This is a genomic window from Enterobacter cloacae complex sp. (assembly GCF_900322725.1).
In the GTDB taxonomy this organism is placed as follows: domain Bacteria; phylum Pseudomonadota; class Gammaproteobacteria; order Enterobacterales; family Enterobacteriaceae; genus Enterobacter; species Enterobacter quasihormaechei.
In genome coordinates, this window is record NZ_LT991957.1 from 432778 (window position 1) to 447031 (window position 14254).

Consider the following 14254-nt stretch of genomic DNA (forward strand, 5'->3'; position numbering starts at 1 on the left):
AATTGTCGCTTTTTTAAGCAAAAACGAGTGATAGCTCATATTGTATAACGGTGCTACATTATGCCGCCCACCCAAGTCAGCAATGGCCAGGCAACGTCGTAAAGAACGGTAAAGCCTGCAACCATGACCTCGTCCTACGGTCTTAATGGCACGTGGTATCGCGAAGTCTGCGCTACCTTCACAGGCTTTACAAAGGTTCCACTATTTTGTCTCAATCCAAATTTCAGCGGGCGTTTCTGCATCCGCGCTACTGGTTTACATGGTTCGGCCTTGGCGTACTTTGGCTACTGGTGCAACTCCCTTATCCTGTGATTCGTTTTCTGGGTTCGAAGCTCGGCAGCGCATCGCGTCACTTCCTCAAACGTCGTGAGTCCATTGCCCGTAAAAATCTCGAACTTTGCTTTCCGCATTACAATGCGCAGCAGCGCGAAACGCTGATTGCGGAAAATTTTAAATCTATCGGTATGGCGCTGCTTGAAACCGGTATGGCCTGGTTTTGGTCAGACGAACGCGTCCGTAAATGGTTCGACGTGGAAGGTTTGGATAACCTGAAACGTGCCCAGCTGCAAAAGCGCGGTGTGATGGTTGTTGGCGTACATTTTATGTCCCTTGAGCTGGGCGGCCGCGTTATGGGCCTCTGTCAGCCGATGATGGCAACCTATCGCCCGCACAACAGTGCGCTGATGGAATGGGTACAAACGCGGGGGCGCATGCGCTCCAACAAGGCGATGATCAGCCGTAACAATCTGCGCGGTATGGTGGGCGCCCTGAAAAAAGGTGAAGCCGTCTGGTTTGCCCCGGATCAGGATTACGGTCCTAAAGGCAGTAGCTTTGCCCCTTTCTTCGCGGTTAAAGATGTCGCTACGACAAACGGTACCTTTGTGATTTCACGTCTGTCAGGCGCCGCGATGTTAACGGTTACCATGGTCCGAAAAGCCGATAAGTCAGGCTATCGTCTGCACATTTCCCCAGAAATGGCGAACTATCCTGAAGACGAAAGTGAAGCCGCTACCTTTATCAATAAGGTGATTGAATTTGAGATTATGCGTGCACCTGAGCAGTATCTGTGGATGCACCGCCGCTTCAAAACCCGCCCACTGGGCGAAGCCTCACTCTATATCTGAACCCTTCCGAAGGTTAGTTTCGCTAAGAAACTAACCTTTTCAAACACCTGTCATCGCCGTGCGTAACGGTTTCTTTCAACCGTCGCTCAATACGCATTTATTGCGTACTGAAATCAAACTGTCGCCGTTCCACGACACTCGTAAGTATAGGAAATTATTTAAAAAAATGCCTCTTGTCACTCCTGAATTTTAGGCGTACATTAGCGCCGTCTGGCGACAGGAAAGCACAGAATTCAGGGCTGAAGTTAGCGACGGAACGGGATAAATCCGATTTCCCCTTTCGCATGATTTCAACTCTCTATACTCAGTTGGACTCTGTTTTTTTAATGCGTACCGGAAGATACGCGGAGCGATGAAACGTGAAATATTTCTTTATGGGCATTTCGGTTATTGTTTTAGTTTGGGCCGGAACGTTTGCTCTGATGATCTAGTTAAGAAAATGCAGTCAAAAAAACAGGCGCCGTTGGCGCCTGTTTTTTTTGGTGCCCGTTAAGACTCAGCTTGTTCCGTAACGCTCTTCGCTGCGAGCAAACCATCCGCGCGGAACATGCTTTTGATCCCCCGCACTGCCTGACGGATACGGTCGCTGTTTTCGATCAGCGCGAAACGCACGTGCGTATCACCGTAGTCACCAAAGCCGATGCCCGGAGAGACGCACACCTTCGCGTCCTGAAGCAGTTTTTTGGCAAATTCCAGCGATCCCATCGCCGCATACGGCTCGGGGATTTTCGCCCAGACGTACATGGAAGCTTTAGGCATTTCCACCATCCAGCCCGCTTCGTGAAGCCCTTTGACCAGCACATCACGGCGGCGTTTGTACTGGGCGGCAATATCAAGTACGCACTGCTGATCCCCTTCCAGCGCCGCGATGGCCGCGACCTGTAATGGCGTAAAGGTGCCATAGTCATGGTAGCTTTTAATACGTGCCAGGGCGCTCACCAGCGTTTTGTTCCCGACCATAAATCCAATTCGCCAGCCCGCCATGTTGTAGCTTTTCGAGAGCGTGAAAAACTCAACCGCCACATCACGGGCACCCGGTACCTGCATAATGGACGGCGCTTTCCAGCCATCATAAACGATATCGGCATAGGCGAGATCGTGTACCACCAGCACGTCGTAACGCTTAGCCAGTGCAACCACTTTCTCAAAGAATTCGAGTTCAACACATTGTGCCGTTGGGTTAGACGGGAAGCCGAGGATCATCATTTTCGGCTTTGGATAGCTTTCACGAATCGCCCGTTCCAGCTCGTTAAAGAAGTCGACGCCTTCCACCAGCGGAACAGAACGAACCTGCGCGCCGGCAATCACCGCCCCATAAATATGAATAGGGTAGCTCGGGTTCGGCACCAGGACGGTATCGCCGTGATCCAGCGTCGCCAGCATCAGGTGGGCCAGCCCCTCTTTCGAGCCAATGGTCACGATCGCTTCACTTTCGGGATCGATATCCACCTGATAACGATCCTGATACCAGCGAGAGATCGCCCGACGTAACCGGGGAATGCCGCGTGAGGTCGAGTACCCGTGGGTATCAGGACGCTGGGCAACGGTGCAGAGTTTCTCAACGATATGCGGCGGCGTTGGGCCGTCAGGGTTACCCATACTGAAATCGATAATGTCTTCGCCGCGCCGACGCGCAGCCATTTTCAGTTCAGCAGTGATGTTGAAAACATAAGGGGGGAGACGATCGATACGCGTAAAACGGCGTTCAGGACTGAATTCAGCCATAGATTCCTCAGAGTCACGTTAGCGCCCGGACCGTCCGAGCGACGCTGCCACCCGTGTGGCGTGCTTAGAAAATAACCTGAAGAAAAAGACGCTGTCGAGAGGGTAATGACAAAATAATATTTTGCGCTAAAACGGGAACGCGATAGCAGTGAAAAGCGGAACTCTTTTCACGAGCAGGCAGTTTTAAGCGCTACGATTTAACACGTTGTTATCAGTATTGTTACCGTACTTTTTACCTCAAACGGAAACGCACCGCCTTTCAGTCAAAATCGAACAATCCCCTTTGGGAATTATGGTTTTTCCTCATTTGATAAATCTGACTGATAGCTGGTCATCAGGCCCCATGTTTTCTATCATAGATTTTTCCCGTTTTCCCAGGCCTGACCGTGCACGAAATCTTCAATATGCTCCTGGCGGTGTTCGACCGCGCGGCATTAATGCTGATCTGTCTTTTTTTCCTCATCCGCATTCGCTTGTTTCGCGAGCTTTTGCATAAATCAGCCCACTCGCCAAAAGAGCTGCTGGCCGTCACGTTTATCTTTTCGATGTTTGCCCTGTTCAGCACCTGGTCCGGCGTGCCGGTAGAAGGATCGCTGGTAAACGTGCGCATCATTGCCGTGATGTCAGGCGGGATCCTCTTTGGCCCCTGGGTCGGGATTATTACGGGCATTATCGCCGGGACCCACCGATACCTGATTGATATTGGCGGCGTGACGGCCGTTCCCTGCTTTATCACCAGCATTATTGCCGGGATACTCTCCGGCTGGATTAACCGCAAAATCCCGAAAAAGCAGCACTGGCGTGCGGGGATTATCGCAGGGATGGTTTGCGAAACGCTGACCATGATTCTGGTCGTCGTCTGGGCGCCCACCGTTGCGCTGGGGCTGGATATCGTCTCGAAGATCGGGATTCCGATGATCCTCGGTAGCGTCTGTATCGGTTTTATCGTGCTGCTGGTGCAAAGCGTGGAAGGCGAAAAAGAGGCCAGCGCCGCGCGTCAGGCCAAGCTGGCGCTGGATATTGCCAACAAAACGCTGCCGCTTTTCCGACACGTTAACGCCGACTCTTTACGTCAGGTTTGCGATATCATCCGCCGGGACATTCATGCGGATGCGGTCGCTATCACCAATATTGACCACGTGCTGGCTTACGTTGGCGTCGGTGAGCACAACTACCGCGACAGCGACGATACCATCAGCCCGACCACCAGACAGGCAATTAATTACGGAAAAATCATTATTAAAAATAATGATGAAGCCCACCGAACGCCAGAGATCCACTCTATGCTGGTGATCCCGCTGTGGGAAAAAGGGGTCGTCACGGGGACGCTGAAAATTTACTACTGTCACGCGCACCAAATCACCTCCTCGCTTCAGGAAATGGCGATTGGCCTGTCGCAAATTATCTCTACCCAACTTGAAGTGTCGCGTGCGGAGCAGCTGCGCGAGATGGCAAATAAGGCAGAACTCCGTGCCCTGCAAAGCAAGATCAATCCCCATTTTCTGTTTAACGCGCTGAATGCGATCTCCTCCTCCATCCGTCTTAATCCGGACACCGCGCGGCAGCTGATTTTTAATCTGTCACGCTATCTGCGCTACAACATTGAGCTAAAAGACGACGAGCAAATCGACATCAAAAAAGAGCTGTATCAAATTAAGGATTACATCGCGATCGAGCAGGCACGCTTTGGCGATAAGCTCACGGTCATTTACGATATTGATGAGGAGGTCAACTGCGTGATCCCAAGCCTGTTGATCCAGCCGCTGGTGGAAAATGCCATTGTTCACGGTATTCAGCCGTGTAAAGGCAAAGGCGTGGTCACGATTAGCGTGACGGAAAGCGGTAACCGCGTGCGCATCGCCGTGCGCGATACCGGACACGGCATCGATCCGAAAGTCATCGAGCGCGTCGAGGCAAACGAAATGCCGGGCAACAAGATCGGGCTGCTGAACGTGCACCACCGGGTCAAGCTGCTGTTTGGTGACGGGCTGCACATTCACCGTCTTGAGCCGGGCACCGAGATTGCTTTTTATGTTCCGAATGAACGAACGCCCGTTAATGCCCCCATTTCCTTGTTGCCGTAGGCCGGAGTAACAGATGAAAGTCATCATTGTAGAAGATGAAATTCTGGCTCAGCAGGAGTTGAGCTGGCTTATCAAAACCCACAGCCAGATGGAGATTGCTGGCTGCTTTGAGGATGGTCTGGACGTGCTGAAATTTTTGCAGCATAACCGGGTCGACGCGATTTTTCTCGATATTAATATTCCGTCGCTGGACGGCGTCCTGCTGGCGCAAAATATCAATCAGTTCGCCCACAAGCCGTTTATTGTGTTTGTCACCGCGTGGAAAGAACATGCCGTGGAAGCCTTCGAGCTCGAGGCGTTTGACTATATTCTCAAGCCGTACCAGGAGTCGCGTATTATCAGCATGCTGCATAAGCTGGAAGCCGCATGGCAGCAGCAGACGCTGCCCGCCAGCACCAGCCCGGCAGCGCGGGAAAACGACACCATTAACCTGGTGAAAGACGAACGGATCATCGTCACGCCTGTCGACGATATTTACTATGCCGAAGCGCATGAAAAAATGACGTTTGTCTATACGCGGCGTGAATCCTACGTCATGGCGATGAACATCACCGAATTTTGCAATAAACTCCCGGCCGCCCGCTTCTTCCGCTGCCACCGTTCGTTCTGCGTCAACCTGAACAAGATCCGCGAAATCGAGCCCTGGTTTAATAACACCTATATTTTGCGTCTGAAGGATCTGGATTTTCAGGTGCCGGTAAGCCGCAGCAGGGTGAAAGAGTTCCGCCAGCTCATGCACCTGTAGTGCGTTCCCTCTCCCGCAGGAGAGGGGGACGGGCGTCAGAGGATCTGGCCAAGCACCTGGCGCAGATGCGCACCGGAGCCAAGCAAGCCTGGGTTGTCGTGGACAATCAGGTAAACTGGAATGTCCTGCACGTAGCTCCTGAAGCGGCCTTTGTCTTCGAAGCCGCCGCGGAAGCCGGAGGCGGTAAAGAAATCGAGGAAGCGCGGCACGATCCCACCCGCAATATAGACCCCGCCAAAGGTGCCAAGATTCAGCGCCAGGTTGCCGCCGAAACGCCCCATAATGACGCAGAACAGCGACAGCGCACGGCGACAATCAGTACAGCTGTCGGCCAGCGCGCGTTCGGTCACGTCTTTAGGCCGCAGATTTTCCGGCAGACGGCCATCTGATTTCACAATCGCCCGATACAGGTTCACCAGTCCCGGGCCAGAAAGCACGCGCTCGGCCGACACGTGACCAATCTCGGCGCGTAGCTCCTCAAGAATAATGCCCTCTTCTTCGCTGTTCGGCGCAAAATCCACGTGACCGCCCTCGCCCGGCAGGCTCACCCAGCGTTTGTCGACGTGAACCAGGTGCGCCACCCCCAGACCGGTGCCCGCGCCGTAAACGGCAATCGGTTTACCTTCAACCGGGGCCGTACCGCCGAACTGAATCAGATGCTCTTGCTTAAGCATCGGAATAGCCATGGAAACCGCGGTGAAGTCGTTAATGATTTCGAGGTGCGAGAAGCCGAGGTTCTTCTGCATTTCGGCAATTGAGAAGGCCCAGGTGTGGTTGGTCATCGCGACCCAGTCGCCGGTGATCGGACAGGCAATGGCGATACAACCGTCCTCAACGCTCACTTTATGCTCTTCCAGATAGACGCGTACCACCGCTTCCAGGCTTGGGTAATCCAGCCCTGAATAGGTTTTCGCCTGAGAAATTTCACCGCTGTTCACATCGCACAGGGCAAGGCGAGCGTTGGTGCCGCCCACATCACCTACCAAAGCATACTTTGTCATTCTTCTACTGCTCCGCTAAAGTCAGAATAAATCTTTGGGACACTGTAAATTCAAGGCGTGATAACAACAACGACCAGAAGGTGACTGCCCATGGATTATCGATCTTCGTCACATAATAACTTTACCGTTTCAGCACCTTTTGCACTATTGCCACAATGCTGATTGTGCAAAGTAACGTTAAGCCGTTTTGTACAAGGAAATCATCATGCTCCATCCGCGAGCCAGAACCATGCTGTTATTGGCTGTCCCGGCGCTGATTATTGGCGTGGCGTCGAGCCTGGTGCTCATCGTCGTCATGAAGGTGGCATCGGTGCTGCAATCGTTGTTGTGGTCTGCGCTACCGGCAAAGCTCGGCATCAGCATTGACTCGCCGGGTTGGATCATGATGATGCTGACCCTGACCGGGATTGCCGTAGGCCTGGTGATCCGCTATAGCCCGGGACACGCCGGGCCGGACCCGGCGCTGGAACCACTGATTGGCGCGCCCGTTTCGCCTTCTGCCCTGCCGGGGCTTATCATCGCGCTGATTATCGGCCTCGCTGGCGGCGTGAGCCTCGGGCCTGAACACCCCATTATGGCGGTCAACATCGCGCTGGCGGTCTTCCTGGGGGCGCGTCTTTTCCCGCGCGTTGGCGCGCTGGACTGGACGATTCTGGCCTCCGCCGGCACCATCGGGGCGCTGTTTGGCACGCCGGTAGCCGCCGCGCTTATCTTTTCTCAAACCCTGAGCAGGGACAATGACGTGCCGCTGTGGGACAAACTCTTCGCGCCGCTGATGGCCGCCGCTGCGGGGGCGCTCACCACCAGCCTGTTTTTCCATCCTCATTTTTCGCTGCCTATCCCCCACTACGGTCAGATGCAGCTCGCCGATATTTTCAGCGGTGCCGTCGTCGTCGCGATAGCCATTGCGCTGGGGATGGTCGCGGTATGGTGTCTTCCGCGCCTGCATCGCCTGATGCACAGGCTGAAGCATCCGGTGCTGATTCTGGGTATGGGCGGCTTTATTCTGGGCGTTTTAGGCGCCATCGGCGGGACGGTTACGCTGTTTAAGGGGCTGGACGAGATGCAGCAGCTGGCCTTCAGCCAGGTCTTTAGCGTTTCAGATTATCTGCTGTTCGCGCTGGTGAAACTGGCGGCGCTCGTGGTCGCTGCGGCCTGTGGTTTCCGGGGAGGTCGTATCTTCCCGGCGGTCTTTGTTGGGGTCGCGCTGGGGCTGATGCTGCATGAGCACGTCGACGCAGTCCCTGCGGCGATTACCGTCTCCTGCTCCATTCTGGGGCTGGTACTGGTGGTCACGCGCGATGCGTGGCTAAGCCTGTTTATGGCGGCCGTTGTCGTGCCGGATACCACGCTTCTGCCGCTGCTCTGTATCGTGATGTTGCCCGCCTGGCTCCTGCTGGCGGGCAAACCGATGCTGATGGCATGGCGAAACGACAGGTAATCAGGCGTTATTGCGCGCCTCCAGCGCTTTGGTCAGCGCGCTCAACAGCGGCGGAATATCGGCTTTCGGCAGCATCACCTCGATCAGCGACAGCCGCTCGTGGTGTGCCACTTTATCCAGCACTTCCGCCAGCGCTTCCGCTTCGCTGACCTGCCAGCACTCTGCCTGAGGCGCCAGGCTCAGCGCCTGCGGGATCTGCGTCCAGTTCCAGAGGGCGATATCGTTATAGCGCTGCTCCGGCCCGTGGATAGCCCTCTCGACCGTGTACCCTTCGTTGTTAAGCACCAGAATAATCGGGCGCTGCTTGTCGCGCAGCATTGAGCCCAGCTCCTGAATGGTCAGCTGCGCGGCGCCGTCGCCCGTCAGGACAATCACGCGTCGGTCCGGACACGCCGTTTGCGCGCCAAAAGCCGCCGCCAGCGTGTAGCCAATCGAGCCCCACAGCGGCTGGACGATAAAGTTGACGTCTGCCGGTAAACGCAGATCGATAGCGCCAAAAGCAGATGTTCCCTGGTCAGCCAGAATGATATCGCCGGGGCGAATAAACGCTTGCAGGGTACGCCAGAAACTCTCCTGCGTCAGAGACCCTTCGATAGCGGGGAACGAAAAGCCGCTGTTATCCGATGACGTTCGCGTATCACGTACATGCGTTTTACACAGGGCCGTTAGCGTTTCAATCGCCTCCCGCATCGGGATGCCCGTAAACCAGACGTCACCGACGCGGGCAGCGTGGGGCTGAACCTCTATCGTCTGGGCTGGCGTCAGCTGATGGGTAAATCCGGCGGTGAGCGTATCGGTAAAACGCGTGCCAATGCACAGCACCGTATCGGCACCCTCGATCGCCTCTTTAACCTGTTCGGCGCTTGCCGACCCGCTATAGGTACCGTAAAAGCCGCTCTGGCGTTCGTCAAAAATGCCCTTACCCATCAGCATCGTTGCGTGGGCCATTGGCACCGCTTTGACCCACTTCTGAACGGCGTCTCTCAGGCCGTGGCGCAGCACCAGGAAATCCGCTAGCAGCGCGGTGCGTTGGCTCATGGACAGACGCTTTTCGGCAGCCTCACGGAACGCCTGCAAACAGGCTGAATCAGCGGGTGCGGGATGCAAAGTGAGAGCGCTTACAGGGGGCGTAGCGGCTTTTTTCGCCACATCGGCAGGCAGCATCAGGTAGCCCGGACGGCGCTCCCGCAGCATGGTGGTAAGCACCCGGTCAATTTCATAGCAGGCGTTTTGTTCGGTGAGCACCGCCTGTGCGACGGTAATGGGTTCGCTCATATGATAGAAGTGGCGGAACTCGCCGTCGCCTAACGTATGGTGCAATAACTCTCCTCGTTGCTGTGCCGCCATACCCGGGGCCCCCACAATATGGAGCACGGGAACATGTTCGGCAAAGCTGCCCGCCACACCGTTCATGGCGCTTAATTCCCCAACGCCGAATGTCGTCAGCAGCGCGGCAAAGCCCTTACAGCGGGCATAGCCGTCAGCAGCGTAAGACGCGTTCAGTTCGTTGGCACAGCCCACCCAGCAGATGTCCGGGCTGTCTATCACATGGTCGAGAAATTGCAGGTTATAGTCGCCCGGCACGCCAAACAGATGATCGGCACCGCAATCTGTTAGTCGGTCCAGCAGGTAATCGGCGACGCAATAGGGGGTACGCATATTATAGGTGTCCTTCTGACGTTGACCTCACTCTGAGTATTAAATAAGCGTGAAGCCTGTCCAGAAATGGCGAGAAGTCGAGAATGGAAAGAATGCTTTACGAAAAAAGCTGAGCTATGCTCATTTTCTTCGGGTGAGTGTAAACGTATACACTGATTTTTCTTTTCAGCGCCAGAGGTCTCGCCAATGGGTTATCAGCCTGACAAAAATCGTTATCAGACAATGCAGTATCGCCGCTGTGGACAAAGCGGCCTTAAGCTTCCCGCCATCTCGCTGGGGCTGTGGCATAATTTTGGCGACGCGACGCTGCTCGAAAACAGCCGTCAACTTTTACAGCGCGCGTTCGATTTGGGTATTACGCATTTTGACCTTGCCAATAATTACGGCCCGCCTCCCGGGTCGGCCGAACGTAATTTTGGTCGCATTTTGCAGGAGGATTTCCTGCCCTGGCGCGATGAGCTGATTATCTCCACCAAAGCGGGCTACACCATGTGGGACGGGCCTTACGGCGACTGGGGCTCGCGTAAATACCTGATCGCCAGCCTGGATCAAAGCCTCAGGCGTATGGGGCTGGAGTACGTTGATATTTTCTATCACCATCGCCCCGATCCGCAAACGCCGCTGCGTGAAACCATGAAAGCGCTTGACCACGTGGTGCGTCAGGGCAAGGCGCTGTACATTGGTCTGTCCAACTACCCGGCAGAACTGGCACGACAGGCGATTGAAATACTGGAGGATCTCGGCACGCCGTGTCTCATCCACCAGCCGAAGTATTCCATGTTTGAACGTGCGCCTGAAGCGGGTTTGCTGGAGGTATTGCAGCAAAAAGGGGTGGGATGTATCCCCTTCTCTCCGCTGGCCGGTGGACAGTTGACCGATCGCTATCTGAACGGCATCCCGGCAGATTCTCGCGCGGCAAGCGGCAGTAAGTTCCTTAATCCGGAGCAAATCACCGACAATAAGCTGGAAAAAGTGCGTAAGCTGAACGCGCTGGCGCAAAGCCGGGGGCAAAAGCTGTCGCAAATGGCGCTGGCCTGGATACTGCGTCACGATGCGGTGACGTCAGTGCTCATCGGCGCAAGCAAAACCGGGCAAATTGATGATGCAGCAGGCATGCTTGAAAATTGTCATTTCTCCGCAGACGAGCTGAAGACGATAGAAGCGATCCTGTCCAGTTCAGATTAACATTACTTTTAGCAAAAAGTGCTCTCCTTCATGATTTAGGAGTTGAGGCGATGAAACGAATGTTTACCAACTCGTAAAATTGCGTTAACAGGTCGCACAGCGGCCCCGATCGTGAAGGAGAAGAGTATGTTCAGGTCACTGATTCTTGCAGCGGTATTACTGGCTTCGGCCCCGCTGGTCGCCAACGCTGGCGAAATCACCCTGTTGCCATCGATAAAATTACAAATTGGCGATCGCGACAATTACGGTAACTACTGGGACGGCGGCGGCTGGCGCGACCGTGACTACTGGCACCGCCATTATGAGTGGCGTAAAAACCGCTGGTGGAAACACGATAACGGTTATCACCGTGGCTGGGATAAGCGTAAGGCCTACGAACGCGGCTACCGCGAAGGCTGGCACGATCGTGACGACCACCGCGGCGGCAGAGGCCATGGTAAAGGTAGGGGCCACGGTCACGGCCATCATCATTAACAGCAAAAAGGAGCCTCACGGCTCCTTTTTCTTTTACAGCCCTGCCGCCGTGCCTATTAACAACCAGAGGTTTAACGCCACCACCACGACTACAATGGCCCAGCCGGCGCGTTTCACCCACGTTGAATTTACCAGATCGCCCATCAGTGATTTGTTGCTGGTGAAGATCAGCAGCGGCACCAGCGCCAGCGCAATACCGAAACTCAGCAGCACCTGACTCATCACCAGAATGCGGGTCGGATCCAGCCCCATCAGAATGACAATAAAGGAAGGCAGCATCGTTACCGAGCGGCGAACCCACAGCGGAATGTGGAAACGTACAAACCCCTGCATCACCACCTGCCCGGCCAGCGTTCCCACAACCGTAGACGAGAGACCCGCAGCAACCAGGCTTAAACCGAAAATAGTGGCCGCGGCATGGCTCAGCAACGGCTCCAGCGTCAGGTAAGCCTGGTCGAGATCGGCAACCCCGGTATGCCCGTTAAAATGGAACGCGGCGGCGGCGGTCGCCATCATCGCCAGGTTCACAAATCCGGCAATGGTCATCGCGATCGCCACATCCCATTTCGAGGCGGAGTAACGCTCTTTGCTCGTTCCGCCGTGCAGATTCTGGGTTAAAGAAGAGTGCAGATAAATCACGTGCGGCATGATGGTCGCCCCCAGCACCCCGGCCGCGAGAAAAACGGCTTCAGAGGTGGGTAACGATGGGATCACCATCCCTTTCGTCAGCTGCACCAGATTCGGCTGGGAGAAAACCAGCTCAACAATATAGGCGGCAGCAACGAACAGCAGCAGGCCGCCGATGACTTTCTCCAGTGGTTTTTGTCCCCGCCGCTGGAGCATCAGAATAAGGAACGTGGCGATACCGGTCAGCACGGCGCCCTGTAGCAGGGAGACCCCCAGAATAAGCTTAAAGCCGATCGCCGCCCCGATAAACTCGGCGAGATCGGTGGCCATGGCAATAATTTCCGCCTGGACCCAGTAAAACCATACCGCCGGACGCGGATAGTGATCGCGGATTTGCTCCGCCAGGTTTTTTCCGGTGGCAATACCCAGCTTCGCGGAAAGCATCTGAATCAGCATCGCCATCAGGTTGGCCCAAACCACAACCCACAGCAGCTTATAGCCGAAACTGGCCCCGGCCTGAATATTGGTCGCAAAATTACCCGGATCGATGTAGCCAATCGCGGCAATGAATGCCGGTCCCATTAATGCGAACCGCAGCTTGCGTGCCGCTCTGCCGCTGCTACTCTCTACGCGACTATTCGTCATTTCTGCCTCTGGAAATATAGCCTTTGCTATGTTTTATGCTATCAAAATGAGAATGATTATCAAGTTCATTTGTAATGGTTAACATGATTTCTCTGATAGTCAGGAACAATAGACAGGCAGGTGGAGCAAGGTCACAGAATGTGAAAATGCGCAGACATTTGTGAAGCGTAGCACACAAACTTAACTTTTCACTCATTTACCTAACATAACAAAAATGTATTGTTGATCACTATTTTTGAGACTCGTCACAGGATGTAACTATAGTGTGGGCTTGATCTCGTTTTCTTTGTGCTTGTTACATAGAATGTGCACGGAAATTAAACCTGCCTCATATTTGGAGCAAATATGGACCGCGTCCTTCATTTTGTCCTGGCACTCGTTGTCGTTACTGCACTCGCATTGCTGGTCAGCACAGACCGCAAAAATATTCGTATTCGCTATGTTGTCCAGCTGCTGGTCATTGAAGTTTTACTTGCGTGGTTCTTCCTGAACTCCAACGTAGGCCTCGGCTTCGTGAAAGGCTTCTCCGAAATGTTCGAAAAACTGCTCGGATTTGCCAACGAAGGGACAAACTTTGTCTTTGGCAACATGAACGATCAGGGTCTGGCCTTCTTCTTCCTGAAAGTGCTCTGCCCTATCGTCTTCATCTCTGCCCTGATCGGTATCCTCCAGCACATCCGTGTTCTGCCGGTGGTTATCCGTGCGATCGGCTTCCTGTTATCTAAAGTTAACGGCATGGGCAAGCTGGAGTCCTTCAACGCAGTCAGCTCGCTGATCCTCGGTCAGTCTGAGAACTTCATTGCGTATAAAGATATCCTCGGCAAGATGTCCCGCAACCGCATGTACACCATGGCGGCGACCGCAATGTCTACCGTTTCCATGTCTATCGTGGGCGCGTATATGACCATGCTGGAACCGAAATACGTGGTTGCGGCGCTGGTTCTGAACATGTTCAGCACCTTTATCGTCCTTTCGTTGATTAACCCGTACCGTGTGGATGCCAGCGAAGAGAACATTCAGATGTCAAACCTGCACGAGGGACAGAGCTTCTTCGAAATGCTGGGTGAATACATTCTGGCTGGTTTCAAGGTTGCGGTTATCGTTGCCGCGATGCTGATTGGCTTTATCGCGCTGATCGCTGCGCTGAACGCCCTGTTTGCGGCCGTTCTGGGTATCTCCTTCCAGGGCATTCTGGGCTATATCTTCTACCCGGTTGCCTGGGTGATGGGTGTACCTGCTCACGAAGCGTTGCAGGTGGGCAGCATCATGGCAACGAAACTGGTATCCAACGAATTCGTGGCGATGATGGATCTCCAGAAGATTGCCAGCACGCTCTCCCCGCGCGCGGAAGGGATCCTGTCCGTCTTCCTGGTCTCCTTCGCGAACTTCTCTTCCATCGGTATCATCGCTGGCGCAATTAAAGGCCTGAACGAAGAGCAGGGTAACGTGGTGTCTCGCTTTGGCCTGAAGCTGGTTTACGGTTCAACGCTGGTGAGCGTCCTGTCTGCCTCTATCGCAGCACTGGTCCTCTAATTCATACCGCT

12 protein-coding genes are annotated in these 14254 nt (G+C 54.4%); 8 read left to right on the forward strand and 4 right to left on the reverse strand.

Features of this window, described 5'->3' with window-relative positions:
• The first annotated feature begins 203 nt into the window (after nt 1-203).
• Both lpxP and ypdK read left to right on the forward strand, forming a co-directional pair.
• Entirely contained in the window at nt 204-1124 is a 921-nt protein-coding gene (gene lpxP, locus DBR02_RS02015; protein WP_167349523.1) for a kdo(2)-lipid IV(A) palmitoleoyltransferase, read from the forward strand.
• 359 nt (nt 1125-1483) lie between these two features.
• Nucleotides 1484-1555 carry a membrane protein YpdK gene (gene ypdK / locus DBR02_RS02020; RefSeq protein WP_099458937.1) on the forward strand — a complete coding sequence of 24 codons (72 nt, stop codon included), beginning with the start codon at nt 1484-1486 and terminating at the stop codon, nt 1553-1555.
• Between the two features lie 58 nt (nt 1556-1613).
• Here the strand turns inward: ypdK and alaC are convergent, their stop codons facing one another.
• Complete coding sequence (gene alaC, locus DBR02_RS02025) at nt 1614-2849, reverse strand: alanine transaminase (RefSeq protein ID WP_107533444.1); 1236 nt, start codon at nt 2847-2849, stop codon at nt 1614-1616.
• A 386-nt stretch (nt 2850-3235) separates the two neighbouring features.
• Between alaC and DBR02_RS02030 the strand changes: the two genes are divergently transcribed.
• A complete protein-coding gene (locus tag DBR02_RS02030) occupies nt 3236-4933 on the forward strand; it encodes a sensor histidine kinase (RefSeq protein WP_107533445.1) in 1698 nt (565 codons plus the stop codon).
• Between the two features lie 13 nt (nt 4934-4946).
• Nucleotides 4947-5678, forward strand: coding sequence for a LytR/AlgR family response regulator transcription factor (locus DBR02_RS02035; RefSeq protein ID WP_107533446.1), 732 nt, complete (start codon nt 4947-4949; stop codon nt 5676-5678).
• Between the two features lie 35 nt (nt 5679-5713).
• On the opposite strand, the gene glk is transcribed toward DBR02_RS02035, so the two are convergent.
• Nucleotides 5714-6679, reverse strand: a complete 966-nt coding sequence (glk, locus tag DBR02_RS02040) for a glucokinase (RefSeq protein WP_063868132.1) — start codon at nt 6677-6679, stop codon at nt 5714-5716.
• 205 nt (nt 6680-6884) lie between these two features.
• Here glk and DBR02_RS02045 point away from each other — a divergent pair, with 205 nt between their 5' ends.
• Entirely contained in the window at nt 6885-8120 is a 1236-nt protein-coding gene (locus DBR02_RS02045) for an ion channel protein (RefSeq protein ID WP_107533447.1), read from the forward strand.
• On the opposite strand, the gene ipdC is transcribed toward DBR02_RS02045, so the two are convergent.
• Complete coding sequence (gene ipdC, locus DBR02_RS02050; RefSeq protein ID WP_107533448.1) at nt 8121-9779, reverse strand: indolepyruvate decarboxylase; 1659 nt, start codon at nt 9777-9779, stop codon at nt 8121-8123.
• Between the two features lie 186 nt (nt 9780-9965).
• Here ipdC and mgrA point away from each other — a divergent pair, with 186 nt between their 5' ends.
• The gene (gene mgrA, locus DBR02_RS02055; RefSeq protein WP_107533449.1) at nt 9966-10964 is read left to right on the forward strand and encodes an L-glyceraldehyde 3-phosphate reductase; all 999 of its coding nucleotides are present in this window, start codon (nt 9966-9968) and stop codon (nt 10962-10964) included.
• A 126-nt stretch (nt 10965-11090) separates the two neighbouring features.
• Entirely contained in the window at nt 11091-11438 is a 348-nt protein-coding gene (gene ypeC / locus DBR02_RS02060; RefSeq protein ID WP_063450443.1) for a DUF2502 domain-containing protein YpeC, read from the forward strand.
• Between the two features lie 33 nt (nt 11439-11471).
• Here ypeC and DBR02_RS02065 read toward each other — a convergent pair whose 3' ends face one another.
• Nucleotides 11472-12710 (reverse strand): Nramp family divalent metal transporter, encoded by a 1239-nt coding sequence (locus DBR02_RS02065; RefSeq protein WP_064910292.1) that lies wholly within the window; start codon nt 12708-12710, stop codon nt 11472-11474.
• 345 nt (nt 12711-13055) lie between these two features.
• Here DBR02_RS02065 and nupC point away from each other — a divergent pair, with 345 nt between their 5' ends.
• Entirely contained in the window at nt 13056-14243 is a 1188-nt protein-coding gene (nupC, locus tag DBR02_RS02070) for a nucleoside permease NupC (protein WP_063450445.1), read from the forward strand.
• The last annotated feature ends 11 nt before the right edge of the window (nt 14244-14254 follow it).